Raw genomic sequence first — 19,475 nt, forward strand, 5'->3', positions numbered from 1 at the left:
ATCAGTTTATAACCAACACTGCAAAACTTGAGTATTTTAGTCAGGTTTTGTAGTCTACGCCTCGCAGACAACATAAACAACGCCAATGGAGAACGACTATGGCTTTTGAATTACCAGCATTACCTTACGCAAAAGACGCTTTAGCACCACATATTTCTGCCGAAACATTAGAATATCACTATGGCAAACACCACAATACCTATGTGGTAAAATTAAACGGTTTAATTGAAGGTACGCCTTTTGCCGGTAAATCGTTAGAAGAAATAGTCCGTAGCTCTGATGGCGGAGTATTTAATAACGCCGCTCAGGTATGGAACCACACGTTCTACTGGCATTGCTTATCACCAAAGGGTGGCGGCGAGCCAACCGGTGCAGTAGCAGACGCTATTAACGCGAAATGGGGCTCTTTTGCTGCATTTAAAACAGCGTTTAATGACAAAGCCGTAAATAACTTTGGTTCAAGCTGGACGTGGTTAGTGAAAAAAGCTGATGGCAGTGTAGACATTGTTAATACCAGTAACGCCGCTACGCCATTAACAGATACTAGCGTAACACCAATAATGACAGTGGATTTATGGGAACACGCGTATTACATCGATTACCGTAATGCCCGCCCAACCTACCTAGATGCATTCTGGGCACTGGTTAATTGGCAGTTCGTTAACGATAACCTAGCAAAATAAGTTAAAGGCTAGAAATAAAAAAACCGGTTTTTACCGGTTTTTTTATTTAACGGTAGTTCGTTACCTGATTACGACCACCGGCTTTAGATTGATATAAGGCTTTATCTGATGCTTCTATCCATTGCCGATGCTCTGTCATATCAGGTGTATATTCAGCTAACCCTATGCTTAGGCTAACGTTAATCTTATGCTCTTGGTAGTTAATGGGTAATGATTCAACTAATAGGCGTAATCTTTCTGCTAATACGGCTGCTTGCTCTAACGTGGTGTCTACTAATAATATTGCATACTCTTCGCCGCCATAACGGCCAGCAATATCGGTACTGCGCAGGGTTTTACGCACGGCATCAGCTATAGCTTGAATAACGACATCGCCAGCAGCGTGGCCGTAGGTATCGTTCACACGTTTAAAATGATCGATATCACACATTAGCAACGTACTGCGGTGCTTATAGCGCTGCAAGCGATTGAATTCTTGAATTAGGCTCTCTTCCCAATACCCGCGATTATACAGCTGGGTTAAAAAATCAATTTTTGTTAGCTGGCTCAACCTGCCATTCATCGACTCTAATTCGATGCGGCTTACCGCCACATCGGTTACGTCATAAATAATAAAACACAGATGGGTTACCTTACCACGGGTATCAGATAGCGGAAAAATAGTGCTATTTTGATACATATATTCTGCGGTGCTCGTTATGGGTCGATAATTACGAAACTTAAAAATATAAGGTCGCTGCTCCCAAATAGTAAAAGCACGATTTTTTAGTAAGATCACCGGATCACATTTACGCCGTAACCAGTCTTCATCAATTTCTGAGAATAAATCAAATAGATAACGATCTCTAACCTGACGCGGTGTTAAGCCACTATGGTTTTCCATAAAGCCGTTCCAAACTTGGATTCGGTAATCACAATTTAGCACCACTAAACCCACATCGACTGTCTGAAACATATCCATTAGCCAGTGCACTTCTGATACATCTACCTGCGCTTGCGACATCGTTACTCCTCTAGCAGAAATGCGATTTTGTAATTCAGTGTTTTCAAGCTGTCCTCAGTAAACAGTAATAATAAATCACAGCTAATATTATAATTTTCAATACCGTAACTAAGCTCTATCGCTAAAGTTTTACGCCAACGTTTGGCATTAGCTTTAATCAGTTCACTTACTGCCGCATGCTGACCTAGCACTACGGGGTGACCTTGGCTAAAGCTCATATCAATTTGTTCTGCTAACCCTTTAAGTACGGCCCCAATCAAAATATTGGCGATGTCCATTAGTAACTCTAGCTCAATCTCTGGGGTTGGCTCGCCCTGATAATTCATCAAGCGGGCAATATCTTTAAAGCTGGAATCAGTGAGGATCAACAAAGCTTCACCAGACACTCCGCCACCAATAAAGCCTTGACATACCGCTGATGTCGCAGTTTCATGTTCTACAGAGGCTAGCGCCATATGTAGTTCACTCACTTCAATCAAATTAACATTGGGTATTGGCAGCTTAACAAACACATTTAGCAGGCGCGCTAACAAATCACCTGCTTGCCCCATAGCAACGTTGGTTAACTCTTGCAGCACATCACGCATCTCAGCGCTTAGTTCTGCTGATACTACAGCGGTCGCTGCAGGTGATGCGGCGGTAGCTTCTATCTCTATTGCGTGCTGTTGCATCAGCTGCTGCAGCTTAGCGACATCTACCGGTTTACGAATAAAATCAAGTGCGCCTAGGCTTTTTACCCGCTCAAAAGCTTCGGGCTGCACATCACCAGATACCACCACGACATTCACCTTTAGCTGTCGCTTTTGTATCTCAAGCAATACCTGATAACCATCCATCACTGGCATATTTAAATCGAGAAACAGCCAATCAATTTTCTGCGTCAGTAACGTATCTAGCGCTTCTGCACCATGACCGGCAAAAAACAAGTTAGCTTGCCACTCCTGTGGTAGAATTCTGGCAAGTTGTTTACGAGCCAAGTTGGAATCATCACAAATTAGTACCGCTGTCGTCATCGGGGTCTCACTTAGTACAGACTTAATGTCAGTCTAGACTGAAATTTCTAGTTAGGCCGGGCACTGCAAAAATATGTTGTATTCCAGCGAATTACTTTAATGTGCTCAATCTTAATAGGAGCTGTATTATGTCTACATTTTTACATGTTTATAGTAAAACTGTTCTAGCATTCGCTTTAGCCAGTTTAAGTTTTACCCTGTCAGCGGTTGATTTACAAGCTCGGTTACCTGAACGTTTAAGCCAAGTAAAAGCGGGCGAACAAAATATTATCTTACTAGGTAAAAAAATTAACATTGGCGCACACGCACCAGCATTTAAAGTGGTAGATGGTAACTTTAAAACCATAAAATCAACTGATTTCAAAGGTAAAACGGTAATGATTAGCGTAGTGCCAAGTATTGATACCGGCATTTGTTCATTGCAAACTAAGCGCTTTAATTCTGAAGTTGCTACCTTGCCCGAAAATGTCGTGTTACTAACTATCAGTACAGATTTACCTTTTGCCCAAAAACGTTACTGTCAGCAAGAAGCGATAGATCAAGTATTAGTATTATCTGATGCGGTATGGCGTGATTTTGGTAGTAATTACGGTTTATTAATCAAAGATATGGGCTTATTAACGCGTGCCGTATTAATTATTGACCGCGACGGTAATCTTGCTTACCAGCAGCTCGTTGGCGAGCTAGCGCAAGAACCCAATTATGACGAAGCACTGGCGGCGCTAAAAGATATTGTCGCTAAAAGTTAACTTACTTCGCCTAAATGACGTCACTAATTATAAATAACATTATGATTAGATATAAAAAAAGCCCTAATAATTAGGGCTTTTTTACTGATACCTTAACTTACTTGCTTAGCGCAGTGGCTAATTCATTCGTTACAGCATCAACGGCTTTAGTACCATCAATATGATGATAACGCGTATTGCCGGCATCAGCTTCAGCACGGTAGTAACCGACTAACGGCTCTGTTTGCTCATGGTAAATAGCCAAACGCTTACGAACAGTTTCTTCAACATCATCGGGACGAATAGCTAAATCTTCACCGGTAACATCATCTTTTCCGTCTGCTTTTGGTGGATTATAGCGAATATGGTAGACCCGACCAGACGCAGGATGCACGCGGCGACCGCTCATGCGCTCAACAATAACGTCATCCGGCACGTCAAATTCGATCACATGATCAATGACAATGCCTTTATCTTTCATCGCATCAGCTTGCGGAATTGTACGTGGAAAACCGTCTAACAAAAAACCTTTACTACAATCTGGTTCAGCAATGCGCTCTTTAACAAGCCCGATAATAATGTCATCTGACACTAACTGGCCGGCATCCATTACTTGCTTGGCCGCTAAACCCATTGCAGTACCTGCTTTAATCGCCGCCCGCAGCATATCTCCGGTGGAAATTTGTGGAATGCCATATTTACTCATTAAAAACTGAGCCTGAGTTCCTTTTCCGGCACCAGGGGCACCCAACAAAATTATGCGCATAGCACTACCCTCATATTTTGGGATTGATTAATAATAATGACAGGATCTTTACATAATGTGCCGGCTGAGACAAGAAATTTGTCGGCTATGCAGCACTGGTCGGGCTAATTCATTGAGTTTTAATCGTCTCTATGTGTAATGCGGGCTTCCAGAGGGTTTTGAAGGCTAAAGCGGCTGTATATTACAGTTATTTCTGCCGCTTTAACCAATATCCTTCGACTAAAGTTATCGGATTAAATTCTAAACTTAGACAACAACGCCTTTAATTGCTCAGCTAAGTGCGATAATGAGTCACTGGCTTGGCTAGACTGCGTCACATTTTCTGCGGTTTGGTAAGCCACATCGCTAATGCTATGCAAATTTCGATTTAGATCGCGCGACACTGTCGTTTGCTGCTCTGTTGCCGTAGCAATTTGCTGCGCCGTATCATTAATTAACGACACTGCTTGGCTAATAATATTCAGTGCATCACCGGCTTTAGTTGCCTGTTCGGCAGTTCTACGCGTTGCCTGTTCAGATTTCATGGTAGCATCAACCGCATTATCAGTGCCGCGTTGTAACTTCTCAATCATCTGTTGAATTTCAGTAGTTGAGGCTTTTGTTCGGCTAGCTAAAGTGCGAACTTCATCAGCTACTACGGCAAAACCACGCCCAGTTTCCCCTGCCCTTGCAGCCTCGATAGCCGCGTTTAAGGCTAATAGGTTAGTTTGTTCGGCAATACTTTCTATGACCTGCAAAATATTGCCAATTTGATCACTGTCTTGTTTTAAATGGTTGATGATTTCTGCAGCACGACTCACTTCTTCAGATAAACCACTAAGATTTTTTACTGTGTCGGCCACAACTTGCCTGCCATTTTGTGTTTCTTTTTCTGCAGAACCGGCAGCATCAGCGGCTTGTTGGGTGTTTCTTGACACCTCCTCTAGTGAGGCGGTCATCTGGTTCATTGCTACTGCAGAATTATTAATTTCACTATTTTGCTGATCAATACCTTGTTGAGTTTGTTCGTTAATTTGTGATAGCTCTGTTGCTGCGGCCGCTACTTGATCAGCATAATCGCGAATTTGCCCCAGCATGTTACGCAGGTTTTGCTGCATTACATTAATAGACGCCAGCAAACTGGTTTTATCACCAGATTTAAGTATTACCGTTGCCGTTAAATCGCCATTTGCGACCTGATGCACTATGTTGGCCGTGTAATCAGGTTCACCTCCTAGCGTACGGGTAATGCTGCGTACCAAGCTAATACAGACAATTACCGCAATAATTAACACTACTGAAGAAATAACGATTAGCGTCCATAACATTTCGCGCACCGCACTTAAGCTTTCAAATTCGCGGCTTTCTAACACTAAACCCCAACCTAGCATCGGAATATAACTATAACTGCCAATAACGGCAGCATTAGCCGCATTATTATATTGGCCAACATCACTACGTTTTTGCCGGATACCTTCTGCCGCTTGTGTAGTTAATGCCTGTTCACTATTGGTAATTGAGGCGGCAGGGGTAATAGCCTTGCCTTCACTATCTAATAAATAAATTTCAGTAAAATCATTGCGGCTAAGTTGATTTACTTTATTGAAAATAGTCGTTAGTTGCACGGCACCGCGTATCACACCCACTATTTTATTATTAAAACGAATTGGAATAGCTATTGTGCTAACGCGATTGCCGGTAGCTCGTGAGACTATGGGCTGCGAAAAAGCATTTTCGCCGGCCATTGCCTGCTTAAACCAACCTCGGTCAGCAACATTAAAATTGTTGGCTTCTTCGGCACTTAATATACTGGCTTTACTATTAGCAAAACTAACACCAGCCAAACCGACGCCGTCTGGCGAAACTAAGAAAATGGTATCGTAATGCCCATCTAACTGGGCTAACTGCTGCATTAAAACCGCAGTTTGGTCTAACTCAAGCTGTTGTGCTTGTGATAACGAGGCAAGATAACGCATTTCATCTTGACGCTCTAGCAACCAATCAGTAAAAGCACTGGCATTTAGCGCACTGGTGGTTTCTAAGCTATTTACTACGGCGGTAGTTTGCGCGTTACGATATTCAGCAAACACCAAACTGGTTAGCACCAAAATAGATATTAAGATTAAACTGACCATAATGACCGTTAGCCGGCCAGCAAAACCTATATTACGCCACAACCCAGACATAGATGCCCCAGAAAAATAGAACTAAGTAGCTGAAAGTATAGAGGCAAATAGGAATTTTGAAAGAAGAGAACAACAATTATTAGCGGTATAGCGCAGGCACAGCAAATTCGCTGTGCCTGCGAGTGTCAACTTACTTAGCTAAAGATAACAGTAGGTTATTTAAACGCGAGACAAAACCCGCAGGGTCTTTTAAATTACCGCGCTCCGCCAGCAATGCTTGATCAAACAGCACTTCAGCCCATTGCTTAAAACGGTCTTCATCTGGCTCATCTGCTACGTGTTTTACCAACTGGTGCTCTGGGTTTAGCTCAAAAATCGGCTTAACATCTGGCACCTTTTGCCCAACTGATTCCATCAGCTTAATCATCTGGGTACTCATGTCATGCTCATCAGTAACGACACAAGCAGGGCTGTCAGTTAAACGGTGACTTACTTTTACCTCTTTTACTTGCTCGCCTAAGGCATTTTTAAACCGGCTTAGCACATCAGCGAAGGCCTTTTCAGTTTCTTGCTGCGCTTTTTTCGTTTCGTCGTCATCTAATTTCGATAAATCCAAACCACCTTTGGCCACTGAACGCAGTTTTTTACCGGAAAATTCAGTTAAATGCTGCACTAGCCATTCGTCGATCCGGTCAGACAGTAGCAATACTTCTAGGCCCTTCTTACGCAGCACCTCTAAGTGTGGGCTGTGTTTAGCACTAGCGTAGCTATCCGCTACTATGTAATAGATTTCGTCTTGGCCTTCTTTCATGCGGCTAACGTAGTCAGCCAAGGCCACATTTTGCGTGCTGTCTTCATTATGAGTAGAAGCAAAGCGTAATAACGCGGCAATTTGCTCTTTATTGGCCATGTCTTCCGCAGGGCCTTCTTTTAGCACCTGACCAAATTCATTCCAAAATATCTGATACTGCTCTGCATCTTTACTCAGTTTTTCCAGCATCTTTAATGCGCGGCTAGAACAGCCTTTACGCAGTGCTTGGGTAATTTTTGTATCTTGCAAAATTTCGCGCGATACGTTTAATGGTAAATCGCTAGAATCGAGTAAGCCTTTAATAAACCGCAGGTAGCTAGGCATAAACTGCTCTGCGTCATCCATAATAAATACACGCTGTACATATAGCTTTAAGCCATGCTGGGCGTCACGATTCCACATGTCAAAAGGTGCTTTTTTCGGTACATATAACAAGCTCGTGTAGTTGTTATTACCTTCAACCTTGTTATGGCTCCAGCTTAATGGCTCGCTCCAGTCATGCGAAATATGCTTATAAAACTCTTGATATTCTTCATCAGTAATATCTGATTTATCGCGAGTCCACAGTGCAGTGGCTTTATTTACCGCTTGCCATTGGCCTGGTACTGCGGCAATTTTTTCACCATCGGCGCCATCACGCTCTGGTTGTTCTTCTTGCCATAATTCAACCGGAATACTGATGTGGTCAGAATACTTAGTAACAATACTTTCTATTTTCCAGCGACCTAAAAACTCATCTTCGCCTTCACGCAAATGCAAGGTAATTTCAGTACCACGACTGTCTTTCGTAATAGGGGTAATGGTGTAATCGCCTTCGCCAGCCGATTCCCATTCAATGGCTTCGTTCGCTGCTGCGCCAGCTTTAAGCGTGCGCACAGTAACTTTGTCGGCGACAATGAAAGCTGAGTAGAAACCCACGCCAAACTGACCAATTAATTTAGAGTCTTTACCTTGATCGCCAGATAATTGTGAGAAAAACTCTTTGGTGCCCGATTTAGCAATAGTACCTAAATGGCTAATGACTTCATCTTGCGTCATACCAATACCGTTATCACTAACTGTTAGCGTGCGGGCTTTTTCATCGATGCTAATACGTACGCGTAATTCGCCATCATTGCCGTAAAGCGAGCCATCCGATAGCGCAAGAAAGCGCAGTTTGTCTGCGGCATCAGATGCGTTAGATACCAGTTCGCGTAAGAAAATTTCTTTGTTTGAATACAGTGAATGGATCATCAGCTGCAGCAGCTGTTTTACTTCGGCCTGAAAGCCGTGGGTTTGCTTTTGGCCCGCTGAAGTGGCTGTAGTATCGCTCATGGTGCTAATCCTCAAACATCAATGTTTTACAGTTCTACATTAGGCTGCAAAGCGCAGCCAAACACTGACAACTAATATGGGGAGAATTAACCAGATTTCAAGCTAGGAGCGAACAGATTAACGTATTTCTAAAAAACGTTGCGCCCGCTAAAGGCATGAGACAGCGTAGTGCCGTCAATAAATTCTAGTTCGCCGCCTATTGGTATACCTTGGGCGATACGCGAAACTTTTACTTGTTGCTTATGGCACAACTCAGCAATGTAAAATGCAGTAGCATCGCCTTCTACCGTAGGGTTAGTGGCTAATATCAGTTCAGTAACCTGCCCTTCGGCCAAAGTTTTACCGAGTACATCTAAGCCTAAGTCTTTAGGCCCAATGCCGTCTAACGGCGATAAATATCCCTTCAGCACAAAATAACGGCCTTTAAACTGGGCGGTTTGTTCAATAGCCAGCTGATCGGCTGCCGAACCCACCACACAAATAATGCCATCTAACGCCCGTTTTGGATCAGTACAGATATGGCACAGCTCAGTTTCACAAAAAGTACGACACTGCTGACAATGACCAATTTTTTTCATTGCCGCAGTTAACGCAGCGCCAAGTTGCAAACCCGCTTCACGGTTACGTTCTAGTAACGAAAACGCCATGCGCTGCGCCGATTTTGGCCCAACACCCGGTAAAATACGCAGCGCATCAATTAGCTGTTGTAACAGTGGCGTATGACGACTCATTAGAATGGCATTTTCATACCTGGTGGTAACTGCATACCACCGGTAACAGTCGCCATTCTTTCTTTGCTTGTTTCGTCAACACGACGCACAGCATCATTAATTGCCGCAGCAATTAAATCTTCCAGCATGTCTTTATCATCTTGCATTAAGCTGTCATCAATATTAACACGACGAATATTGTGGTTGCCCAGCATAGTTACTTTTACTAAACCCGCGCCGGCTTCGCCTGTTACTTCCATTGCAGCAATTTCAGCCTGCACTTTTTGCATTTTGTCCTGCATGGCTTGCGCCTGCTTCATGATGTTACCCATACCGCCTTTAAACATAGCTTTACACCTGCTAAAAATTAAGATTATTTATCAATGCAATTACACTGAGCTTTTAGTGGCGATAAGATAATAACTTCGCCAGGAAAATACAAGTTGCGCCGAATTAAAGCGCCAAGTTTACAATTGTTATCAGTTTACTAAAATGGTATCGAGCAATAACTGCGCGTCAAACATCTGTTGTAACTGCTGCACATTTTCGTCTTGCTGTAATAAGCTTGTTACGTAGACCAAACGCTCTTGCACAATTTTTTGCTGAATACTCAATGGGCTAGTTGGCACCTCAGCTTGATAACTTATCTCAACCGTTAATGGCTGATTAAAACTATGCTCTAACACTTGCTGCAGCTTTACCCGAAAATTATCGCTATCTAAATGCTGCTGACTTTGCGCAACTACCAACTTTAATGTATTACCGTTTAGCTGCATTGCTGAATTAAGCAAAAATAAGCGACTAAGGCCACCGGTATCAAGCGTTTCTACTCGCGCAGCCCAAGCATCTACTTGCGCGGCAAAGCGAATAGAGAAATTCTGTTCATTAATGCTGCCGTCAAATTGCTCCATCGTCGGCGCAGCAATATTTGCCGTGGCCACAACAGACTGCTGCATATCTTGTTCATAATGCTGCCATAATGCATCGGCTGAGGCAGCATCATATTGCGGAATATCGCTGTCGCTAGTGTCATAGTTATCGTCAAAGTCTGGCTCGACTGTGCTATTAACGACCGCTGTTGCGGGGCTAATTGGCAATTTGCTATTAGCACTGACCTTAGCTAAATTTTGCGTCGTTGCAGTGGCAACCGGCGCCTGTGGCTGCGCTACAGATACCTGCACCGCCGGTGTTGGAACTATCGCCTCTGGCACAGAAGCAAGCGCCTGGGGGCGCTCAGGCTTTTTTTCCGGTGGTGCTGCCGTAACGTGCACCCCGCGCCGGGCCATAATCCCGGCAATTCCAGGAGCAATACCAACCGAGGCCTCGGCTGCAACCTCAGTAACTTCAACGTCAGTAGGTTCGACTGCTGGTTCAGGAATGCTTAGCGCTTGCAGTGGTATCGCTGCCTCAACCGGAGCATTACCTTCGGGTATTTGCTGCTTTGGCGCATCAGCGTGCGCTGCTGACTTAACGGTTCTACTAACCGCGGCTATAACTGGTCGACTAACCGCTGCCGTATTGGGTGCTTGAGCTTCAGGAATAAATGCCATGGCACGTAATAGCGCCATTTCCAGCCCAGTTAATGGGTCTGGTGCATAAGGTAGCTCTTTTTTGCCACTAATTAACAATTGGTAATATAGCTGCACCTGAGCCGGTGCTAGGGTATCAGCCAATTGCTGAACATATTCCTGTTGCGCGGAGAAACTCGCGGCACTAGCGCTGAACTGCGTTAACGCGGTTAAATGCAATAACGACAGCATGTCGTCTAATACTTGCGAAAAATGGCTTTGCTGCTGCACCAAGGCCGCCAACTGAGTTTGCAGCTGCTGTACATCTTGGTTCAGTATTGCTTGCAACAATAGTTGCGCCCAGCTTTGATCAAGAAACCCCAACATAGTACGCACGGTGTCTAACGTAATATTAGCGTTACTTTGCGCAATGGCCTGATCGGTTAAGCTTAACGAGTCACGCAAACTGCCTTTTGCCGCACGCGCTAACATAGTAAGTGCTTCAGGCTCGTTTGGAATTTGTTCTTCGCCAAGAATAAAGGCTAAATGCTGCTCTATTTGCTGAGGGCTTAATGCAAGTAAGTTAAACTGCAAACAGCGCGATAATACGGTAATAGGTAGCTTTTGCGGATCCGTAGTTGCCAGCAAAAACTTTACGTGCGGTGGCGGCTCTTCTAACGTTTTTAATAATGCATTAAAGCTATGCTTCGACAGCATGTGTACTTCATCAATAAGATACACTTTAAACCGACCACGGCTTGGCGCATATTGTACGTTATCAAGTAAATCGCGGGTGTCTTCAACCTTGGTGCGCGATGCGGCGTCAATTTCCATTAAATCGACAAAATTACCAGCGTCTATTTCTAAACAAGCACTACACTGGCCACAAGGGGTAGCGGTAATACCTTGCTCACAATTTAAACTTTTGGCAAAAATACGCGCGATCGTGGTTTTACCGACACCCCTAGTACCGGTAAATAAATACGCGTGGTGTAGCCGATTATTATTAAGGGCATTACCAAGCGCGTTTTTTACATGCTCCTGCCCAACGAGTTGGCCAAAATGCTGTGGACGCCACTTACGCGCTAATACCTGATAACTCATACGGCTGTTGATATCTCAGTTGGTGTGTTGGCTAACAGACTAAACTTAATCGCCACTATACTCAACCAGGCTAAGAATATTTAGCCCCGCCAGCTCCAACCTTTTAACACCACCTAAATCTGGCAGCGCAATAACAAAGGCAGCATCATCAACAATACCACCCAGCTGCCTAACGAGTTTGGCTGTCGCATCAATAGTGCCACCAGTAGCTAATAAATCGTCAACCAATAAAACTTTATCACCAGCACTAATAGCATCGGCGTGCAGTTCTAATGCGTCTTCGCCATATTCTAGCTGGTAACTTTGCGAAATACGCTGACGCGGCAGCTTGCCTGGCTTGCGTACTGGCACAAAAGAAATACCCATTGCATACGCCAATGGCGCACCAAAGATAAAACCACGTGACTCAGTACCGACAATTTTGGTAAAACCTTTACCGCTGTATAGCTGATAAAAGGCATCAATAACTTTTTTGAAACTTGGGCCATCTTGCATCAAACTAGTTACATCACGAAAGACAATACCCGGTTTTGGGTAGTCAATAACCGTCTTAATAACCTGTTTCAACTCAAGCGCTAATGCTTGCTTGTCCATATCAAAAACCTTTATTAAACGTCCCGAGTGGGACAAAAAAGCCGCCCTTAGGCGGCCTTAATATTATGCAGTGCATTAGGATAAAGCTTGAAACCAACCGATAATTGGTGCCAAGCATAATAAAGCGACAAATGCGCCAACCAAGGCTAAAAACTGCCATAGATTAAACGAGTCTTTGAAATTTTCGTCAGTCATTGCACTACTCTTCCGTTATCAGCGAATTTAATAAGCTAATGGTAATGAATTTTGTGGGGTTTGGAAAGGCATAGGTACACTTTTATAACAAAAGGCCCGCAAGCAGGCCTTTTGGAAACTCATCAACTACAGATGATATTCAGTGATAAATACATACACTAAACTTAGTGGCCAATATATTTATCGAAGAAAGTAAGCATCTTCTGCCAACGCTCTACGTTATTTTCTGGCTTATAAAAACCATGACCTTCTTTCTCTTTCACCATCCACTCATAAGGATGGTTTCGCTTCTCAAGCTCTTCTTTTAACTTATATGCATGTATTATTGGTACCCGTTTATCTTCGCCGCCATGGATAATAAACACCGGGGCTTTTAATTTATCTAATTGTTTCAGCGGCGAATTCATATCTAATTGTGCTTTATCTGTACCAAGTACTTTTTCTAAATAACGCACACCAGATTCACGTTCTTGAATATCACCATCTGTAAACATTAGGTTTAAGTCATAAACGCCAACAAAACCGACTACACACTTATATAAATCAGGCTCTCTTACCGCGCTCATTAAAGCCGCATAGCCACCATAAGAACCGCCGTAAGTACATACGCGATCTTTGTTGATGATACCTTGCTCTGCCAAATGTAAGACACCATCTGTCATATCGTTAATCATTGTTGTACCCCAATTGCGGTACCCAGATTGCAAGAATTTCATACCAAAACCACCAGAACCACGGAAGTTAGGCTGTAGTACAGCATAACCGCGACTAGCAAGCACTTTTGCATCACGCGAATAGCCAACGTCATCTCGAATACCGTGCGGGCCACCGTGAGGTAGCATAATTAATGGCAGATTTTTTGCGTCGGCATTTTTTGGTAAGGTTAATACTGCATGTATAGATAAACCATCACGACTCTTGTAAACAATACCTGTCGTGTCCGGCATTAAATCTTTATTTAACCACGGCGCAGCATTAAGCAAGTACGACAGTTTTTTCTCTGGCGCATTGTAAATATAGAACTCTTTACCACCATCTTGACCTGATACAGTGACAACCATCAATTTCTCATCTTTAGTGACGGAGGAAATTGAAACATCACGCGAGGGAAAAGTTGCCATCAATGAACGATATATTGTAGAAAAGCTATCTTTTGCATCATCAAAAATAATAACGTCATTTTTTTCATAGTTATAAGCCGCACCTATAACCTTATCCGGCACACCTTTAACCAAGTTAAATACCGGCATTAAATCTACAGATGGATGCTCGGCAATTACCTTTTGTTGCATGGTTGTCGTATCGTAAAGTGTTACTGCATTAGTTTCTGTTTCCGTATTGCTTATACCTACTACCGTTTTATTATCCGCTAAAAATGCATACGGCGTAAAAAAACGTCCTTCTAATGGGGCTTTACTTAACTCTCTCCATTCATTTTTTGCCGTATCACGATAAAGTAATATAAGTTCCTGATCGTTTTCAGGGTTAGAACCAATAACAATACGAGCATCGCCATTGTTATCTAAAATTAAACTGGCCGCACTTTCGTTTGATGATTTAATTGGCATCTTAGTAACGGGTGTTACCCTACCATTATAAATATTCAAACGGCGCAAGTGCATATAAGGCGACTGCCGACTATAAGGACTACTATTTACTAAAATATAATCTTTATCATCTGGTAATAAATGCGATATAGATGAAAAAGAGTATTCTTTATTTTTGGCTCTTGGGCCAGTTAGGGTAATAGGCTTAGTACCGTCAGCATTTACTGCAAAAAGCTCTCCAGCATAAGCGGGCATATCTAAAGCACCAGCTAATCGAGCCACCTCAAACACTATGCGATCATCATTTGCCCAATAAAAGTTTCTAATCGTATCTTTGTCTTTTAAATACTGATTCGAAAGTACTTTATTGGTAGCAATTTCAATTACCGTTAACGACACATTTCCTGAATCTTCTTGCGACGTTGCCGCTATAAACTGTCCCGTTGGCGAAATTTTAATATCAAGGAACTGGTATTTTTTAGCAAAATTCTCTAACGATATAACTTCAGCTGTCTTTGTTTCTGCGAAAATATAAGTGCTTGCAGTAATTAAGCACAGCAAAGTTAACGTACGAATAAACATATCCCTATCTCCAAAAAAATAAAGCCCTAAAAAGGGCCTTATTACATTACATTAAACTAAGCAACATTACATTAAATATTCTTAGAAGTTATAAGTCATATTTAAAAATACACGGCGGCCAATTGAATCATACTGCGAGTATAGCGCAGAGTAACCTGCTTGGTATAAACCAGCGGCAGCACTAACGATTGGCGGTTCTTTACCAAATACGTTAGCTACACCTAAAGTTACATCAAAACCGCCATCAAATGTTGTTGCTACTGATGCAGTATGTGTAATGTAGGTTGGTGTAGTTGCAACGAAGTCATAAACAACTCCGCGGTACGACGTAGTAGTGTCATAGTCGTAGTATTTAGATTCATCACCTTTACCAGTGATATACGTGGCCCAGCTATAACGCCAGCCATCATTGTTTAATGTCATACGGGCTGTACCAGAATGTTTAGGTTGGCCAATATCACCAATGTAACGACCTGGTTCACTTGTTTCGAACAACTGATACATTTGGTTAGTTTGAATATTGTGTTTATAGTCTAAACCAACCTTACCAAATGAAGTATCGAAGCTATAGTTAACACTTAAATCGATACCGCTCATTTCTTGCTTAGCAACGTTTAAGTAACCACCACGAATTTCATCAATACCGTAGTCGCCGTTAGTACCGTCGCGGCGAGTAAACTGGTTACAAAGCGGTTCGTTTGCAAAATTCTCTGAACGGTAACAGTTAGAGGTAATGCTAGAACCCGAAACCGAAGAAATTTGGCCGTTAATTACATATTTATAATAATCAACCGACGCGCCTAAGTTATTGTCTTCGCTTGTCCAAACTAAGCCTAAGGTTTCTGCAGTTGAGGTTTCAGCTTTTAACGTACCTGCACCACCACTAGTGTATGAGGTTGCTGATGAACCGCCAGAAGTATAGTCAGCTGGCACACCATCAGCTTTACAGTTAGCTAGCACACGATTATCAATAGTGCCGTCTGCTTCCTTACCTGACCAGTTCAAACATGGATCGGCAGCACTTTGACCAATGAAACCGCTTTGATTGCCCAAATATAACTCAAATAATGCTGGTGAACGGAACGACGTACCACGTGACGCGCGAACACGGAAACCTGCAGCAATATCCCAGTTCAAGCCAACTTTATACGTTGTGTCGCTACCGTAGGTATCAACATCAGTCCAACGACCAGAAACAGTAAGGTCTAACTGTTTAGCAAACATCACATCCGCTAATAGTGGAATTTGCACCTCAGCAAACACGGCTTTAGTAGTTTGCTTACCCGCAGTAATACCTGAGCTTGAAGAGCCCCACAAGTTACCATATAGGGTTTGTTCACCTGGCACGTCATTTAACTCATCGTGCTGTAACTGAACACCAAACGCGGTACCAACAGAACCAGCAGGCAATTGCATTAAATCACCAGAAACAACCGCTTCTAAAGTAGATTGACGGTAAGTGGTTTGACCGCGGTCCCAACCGAATAAAAAGTTACGCTCTGCTGGAGTTAGGTTACCATCGTTAAAGTCTGGGTCTAACCAATTAATGTCAACACAGGTTTTACCAGAGATTGGCGTTACTTGGCCGTTACATTCGCCGCCAGCTGGGTTAGCTACTGTTGGCAATAACGACTGAGCTAAATCCATAGAGTCTTGGTAAATAATTTTGTTTTTATAGACACCTTTGTTGTAACTGTTTTGGTATGAAACTTCCCAATCCCAATCGCCAACACTACCCTCAGCACCTAATACGTAACGCGTGTAATTAATATCTGTCTCTGAACCAGTCCAGTCAGTCATAGCAACAGCCATTAATGATGACGCACCGCCCCAGCCTTGGTTGTATCTATTTTCACCAACAACACCTGCACCTAAAATGCGGACATCAGCATTCCAAAATTGGCGAAAGCTATTAATTTCTGTTGAACGGCGGCTATGCATAACGTCACCAAACAAACGAACATCATCTGTTAAGTTATAGTCACCTTGCATATAGGCAGTCATTACTTCAGTTTCTGGAGTAAACGATTGTAAATCTTGGAAACGATGATCGGTATTTGCGATAGCATCTGACTCACGGTCATAAGAAACCGGATACCAATTAGATGGCAATGTAATACCATTAGGGCCAGTAGCTGGCGGCATTGGACGAGCACCAACACCTGCTAATACGCCTCCAAAATCATACTGAGCTTTCATGCCTGGCAAAAAGTTGCCGGTCGGCATGTTGGCTTTACTATGTTCATATACCCAAATACCTGACTGAGTATCAGCACAGTGATAAGAACCCGTACGTGGGTCGATAGGGTCACCACGTTCGCCAGTAACCGTATCGAATAATACCCGTTCTTTACAAGCGAAGTAATCACGATCGCCGCGCGCTAATTCCTCTTGTAGTTTATAGTCAGCCATTACACGTATAGAACCTTTATCAAAGGTTTTACCAAAAGTTATATCAGCGCGGAAGTTCTCACCACCAGAATCAAACGGCTGACTTCTGCTTACGTTGACAGATGAGTCATCACCTTTTTTTGTGATGATGTTAATAACACCAGCAACCGCATCAGAACCATAAAGTGAAGATGCACCATCTTTTAATATTTCAACACGTTCAATTAACGATACCGGTAAGCTATTTAAGTCAAAAGCGTTAACCTGACCACGCGTACCGGCAGGACCCGCACGACGGCCGTTTAATAAGATAAGCGTACGGTTAGAGCCTAAACCACGCATAGAGATTGATTCGTTACCAGCACCACCTGCAGTAACATAACCAACAGTTAATGCTGACGTTAACTGGTTAGAACCTGATGCAACAGTAGAGGTACGTAATAAATCACCTAATGTTGCTAAACCTTGGGTGTTCGCGATGTCTGCGCTAATAATTTCAACTGGAACTGCAGAATCAAAACCATCGGTACGAATACGTGAGCCGGTTACTATAATACGCTCTGGTTGTTTTTCTTTTGCTTCTACATCTTTTTCGTTTGTTGCATCTTGTGCAAAAACAGCTGAGCTAAAAACAGCTGCCGTACCGAAAAGCAAAGCATTGCGCACAGCTTTGCTAATTTGGTTAGTGTTATACATTCTTTATCTCCCTGGACCACTGTATCTAGTGATTCTATTATTTTTATGTCAACTTACTAATATATTTAGTCGCTGATTTTTTTACAAACTTTAGCTCCTGGCCATACCTTAAACGCTAAAGCTGCTCAATAATAACCACAGCTGCTGTTTGGGGTCAAGAGAAGAGAAAGCACGCAAATGGTAAACAATTTAAAAACTTAATAAAACACATCCAACTTTGGACATTTAAACTTACAGTCAGTATATGTTTAGCGAAGAAAAGTTTATAAATACAAATTCAAATTATTGTTTTTAAAGCTCTTTTACTAGTCAGCTGTAACTGCACTATTATTGAAAAAATAGAGGAAATCAGAAGATTTAAATTAAGTTCTATTTTGTGTTTATATTATTCACACGCCCTGTAAAAGCAGTTATGCGGGTATGCACAAGGCTTGATAGGATAATATTCGTGTTAAAAATAACAAATACACTTACTTTTTAATACGTTAATAGTCATCAAGATAAATAGGGAAATCTATAAAAAGTTGAAAGTATGCCTATACCTACCATATTACTTCAATACTAATGGCACTCGACCATAATCACGCATTAAATGTTAAGCTAAAGTATAGAAAATATCTTCCATAAAGCGCTACTGACCTCACCGCATAAATGTTTTTTAAGTTATTATTTTTCTAATCGTAATATCCAACATAAAATACCCTCTTGAATCTGTAGTGGTTGCAAACTCACCTTATTCCAGTTGAGCAAACAAAGCTCTTTAACTTTTTCCGCTTGTTGTTCAGTCCAAGCGCTAGCTATTTGCTCTTTGATTCGCTGTAAAAAATACTGTAAATCCTGCTTAATTCTCTCTACTTTAGCTACAGTCAAACTTTGCGATTGCATAATTAATTCAACTAAATCTTTAGCAATTAAATTAAACCAGTCTTGTTGGTTTTCCTCTGTGAATCGCAGTTGAGTTTGCTTAAACGTTTCTAACAGCGCTTTATTATGCTCAGTAAGTTGCTGCAGTTGATGAGTTGTTGGTTCCTTAATGTTACTCAGTGATTGGCATATATGCGCATACAGCGATAGCTGCTCTATTAAACCGTTCTCATAAAGTAATTGATGCAATACCGTAATACCAGCTATGCAATCTTGTGTGATAAAAGAGCGGCTACTATGCACCAACGCTATAAACTGACCATTATATTTTAACACTCGGTGTATTTGTTCTAAAGCGGTTGTTAACGGCGCATATTCAAAACCAAATTGACTTATCACTAAATCAAAACTGCCATCACTAAACGCTAAGTGCTCTGTTGGCATATTACCGATAAATTGAATTTGCTGTAAGGCGTTATAACAATCATCAAGAACACCAAATAAAGCAAGCGGATTAATGTCTGCGGCATCTGTTGCAATAAGTTTATAGCTCGTGTTGTATTGTTGCGCTAGTACGGCTAAGCCACCGTTGCCGGTTGCTATATCCAAAATCGCCGTATTATTAGCAAAAGACTCAAATATATCATGCCAAAATAAGGCTATATCGCCGCTATAGCCTTGCTGATGATAACTTTCGGCAAAACTATTTAACGTTTTTGTATTGTTCCAATACGAATTCCAATGTTGCATCTTTAACACTTTTCTCGTTTTCAAAATATAAAAAAGGCGGGTAAATACCCGCCTTTTTAAAGATTAACCAGGGCTCACCTAAGCAATAGCTGGGTGCAACCGAAGTTTTAT

General features: G+C 42.2%; 14 protein-coding genes. 2 read left to right on the forward strand and 12 right to left on the reverse strand.

What is annotated here, in order from left to right:
• The first annotated feature begins 98 nt into the window (after nt 1-98).
• Nucleotides 99-683, forward strand: coding sequence for a superoxide dismutase [Fe] (gene sodB, locus E0Z06_RS11305; RefSeq protein ID WP_132584734.1), 585 nt, complete (start codon nt 99-101; stop codon nt 681-683).
• Nucleotides 684-729: 46 nt separating this feature from the next.
• Here the strand turns inward: sodB and E0Z06_RS11310 are convergent, their stop codons facing one another.
• Both E0Z06_RS11310 and E0Z06_RS11315 read right to left on the reverse strand, forming a co-directional pair.
• A complete protein-coding gene (locus E0Z06_RS11310) occupies nt 730-1,686 on the reverse strand; it encodes a sensor domain-containing diguanylate cyclase (protein WP_132584736.1) in 957 nt (318 codons plus the stop codon).
• Nucleotides 1,687-1,688: 2 nt separating this feature from the next.
• Nucleotides 1,689-2,699 (reverse strand): response regulator, encoded by a 1,011-nt coding sequence (locus tag E0Z06_RS11315; RefSeq protein WP_132584738.1) that lies wholly within the window; start codon nt 2,697-2,699, stop codon nt 1,689-1,691.
• Between the two features lie 128 nt (nt 2,700-2,827).
• Between E0Z06_RS11315 and tpx the strand changes: the two genes are divergently transcribed.
• On the forward strand, nt 2,828-3,448 hold the full coding sequence (tpx, locus tag E0Z06_RS11320) for a thiol peroxidase (RefSeq protein ID WP_132584740.1): 621 nt from the start codon (nt 2,828-2,830) through the stop codon (nt 3,446-3,448).
• Between the two features lie 97 nt (nt 3,449-3,545).
• Here the strand turns inward: tpx and adk are convergent, their stop codons facing one another.
• The 10 genes from adk to E0Z06_RS11370 all read right to left on the reverse strand — a co-directional run bounded on the left by adk (nt 3,546) and on the right by E0Z06_RS11370 (nt 19,364).
• The gene (gene adk / locus E0Z06_RS11325; RefSeq protein ID WP_132584742.1) at nt 3,546-4,193 is read right to left on the reverse strand and encodes an adenylate kinase; all 648 of its coding nucleotides are present in this window, start codon (nt 4,191-4,193) and stop codon (nt 3,546-3,548) included.
• Between the two features lie 233 nt (nt 4,194-4,426).
• Nucleotides 4,427-6,358 carry a methyl-accepting chemotaxis protein gene (locus tag E0Z06_RS11330; RefSeq protein ID WP_132584744.1) on the reverse strand — a complete coding sequence of 644 codons (1,932 nt, stop codon included), beginning with the start codon at nt 6,356-6,358 and terminating at the stop codon, nt 4,427-4,429.
• A 130-nt stretch (nt 6,359-6,488) separates the two neighbouring features.
• The gene (htpG, locus tag E0Z06_RS11335) at nt 6,489-8,423 is read right to left on the reverse strand and encodes a molecular chaperone HtpG (protein ID WP_132584746.1); all 1,935 of its coding nucleotides are present in this window, start codon (nt 8,421-8,423) and stop codon (nt 6,489-6,491) included.
• Nucleotides 8,424-8,551: 128 nt separating this feature from the next.
• The gene (gene recR / locus E0Z06_RS11340) at nt 8,552-9,154 is read right to left on the reverse strand and encodes a recombination mediator RecR (RefSeq protein WP_132584748.1); all 603 of its coding nucleotides are present in this window, start codon (nt 9,152-9,154) and stop codon (nt 8,552-8,554) included.
• Nucleotides 9,154-9,480 carry a YbaB/EbfC family nucleoid-associated protein gene (locus tag E0Z06_RS11345; protein ID WP_132584750.1) on the reverse strand — a complete coding sequence of 109 codons (327 nt, stop codon included), beginning with the start codon at nt 9,478-9,480 and terminating at the stop codon, nt 9,154-9,156. The genes recR and E0Z06_RS11345 overlap by 1 nt, the downstream gene beginning before the upstream one ends.
• 132 nt (nt 9,481-9,612) lie before the next feature.
• On the reverse strand, nt 9,613-11,745 hold the full coding sequence (dnaX, locus tag E0Z06_RS11350) for a DNA polymerase III subunit gamma/tau (protein WP_132584752.1): 2,133 nt from the start codon (nt 11,743-11,745) through the stop codon (nt 9,613-9,615).
• A 45-nt stretch (nt 11,746-11,790) separates the two neighbouring features.
• Nucleotides 11,791-12,339, reverse strand: a complete 549-nt coding sequence (gene apt, locus E0Z06_RS11355; protein WP_132584754.1) for an adenine phosphoribosyltransferase — start codon at nt 12,337-12,339, stop codon at nt 11,791-11,793.
• A gap of 359 nt (nt 12,340-12,698) precedes the next feature.
• Nucleotides 12,699-14,663, reverse strand: a complete 1,965-nt coding sequence (locus E0Z06_RS11360; protein ID WP_132584756.1) for a S9 family peptidase — start codon at nt 14,661-14,663, stop codon at nt 12,699-12,701.
• 81 nt (nt 14,664-14,744) lie between these two features.
• Nucleotides 14,745-17,750 carry a TonB-dependent receptor gene (locus tag E0Z06_RS11365; protein WP_132584758.1) on the reverse strand — a complete coding sequence of 1,002 codons (3,006 nt, stop codon included), beginning with the start codon at nt 17,748-17,750 and terminating at the stop codon, nt 14,745-14,747.
• Nucleotides 17,751-18,416: 666 nt separating this feature from the next.
• On the reverse strand, nt 18,417-19,364 hold the full coding sequence (locus E0Z06_RS11370; protein WP_132584760.1) for a class I SAM-dependent methyltransferase: 948 nt from the start codon (nt 19,362-19,364) through the stop codon (nt 18,417-18,419).
• Between the last annotated feature and the right edge of the window lie 111 nt (nt 19,365-19,475).

Source organism: Rheinheimera sp. D18 (assembly GCF_004345025.1).
GTDB lineage: Bacteria > Pseudomonadota > Gammaproteobacteria > Enterobacterales > Alteromonadaceae > Alishewanella > Alishewanella metallidurans.

Excerpts from the sequence above, each read along its gene's own strand:
- sodB (WP_132584734.1), top strand. The coding sequence starts at position 99 with ATGGCTTTTGAATTACCAGCATTACCTTACGCAAAAGACGCTTTAGCA.
- E0Z06_RS11310 (WP_132584736.1), bottom strand. The coding sequence starts at position 1,686 with ATGTCGCAAGCGCAGGTAGATGTATCAGAAGTGCACTGGCTAATGGAT.
- E0Z06_RS11315 (WP_132584738.1), bottom strand. The coding sequence starts at position 2,699 with ATGACGACAGCGGTACTAATTTGTGATGATTCCAACTTGGCTCGTAAA.
- tpx (WP_132584740.1), top strand. The coding sequence starts at position 2,828 with ATGTCTACATTTTTACATGTTTATAGTAAAACTGTTCTAGCATTCGCT.
- adk (WP_132584742.1), bottom strand. The coding sequence starts at position 4,193 with ATGCGCATAATTTTGTTGGGTGCCCCTGGTGCCGGAAAAGGAACTCAG.
- E0Z06_RS11330 (WP_132584744.1), bottom strand. The coding sequence starts at position 6,358 with ATGTCTGGGTTGTGGCGTAATATAGGTTTTGCTGGCCGGCTAACGGTC.
- htpG (WP_132584746.1), bottom strand. The coding sequence starts at position 8,423 with ATGAGCGATACTACAGCCACTTCAGCGGGCCAAAAGCAAACCCACGGC.
- recR (WP_132584748.1), bottom strand. The coding sequence starts at position 9,154 with ATGAGTCGTCATACGCCACTGTTACAACAGCTAATTGATGCGCTGCGT.
- E0Z06_RS11345 (WP_132584750.1), bottom strand. The coding sequence starts at position 9,480 with ATGTTTAAAGGCGGTATGGGTAACATCATGAAGCAGGCGCAAGCCATG.
- dnaX (WP_132584752.1), bottom strand. The coding sequence starts at position 11,745 with ATGAGTTATCAGGTATTAGCGCGTAAGTGGCGTCCACAGCATTTTGGC.
- apt (WP_132584754.1), bottom strand. The coding sequence starts at position 12,339 with ATGGACAAGCAAGCATTAGCGCTTGAGTTGAAACAGGTTATTAAGACG.
- E0Z06_RS11360 (WP_132584756.1), bottom strand. The coding sequence starts at position 14,663 with ATGTTTATTCGTACGTTAACTTTGCTGTGCTTAATTACTGCAAGCACT.
- E0Z06_RS11365 (WP_132584758.1), bottom strand. The coding sequence starts at position 17,750 with ATGTATAACACTAACCAAATTAGCAAAGCTGTGCGCAATGCTTTGCTT.
- E0Z06_RS11370 (WP_132584760.1), bottom strand. The coding sequence starts at position 19,364 with ATGCAACATTGGAATTCGTATTGGAACAATACAAAAACGTTAAATAGT.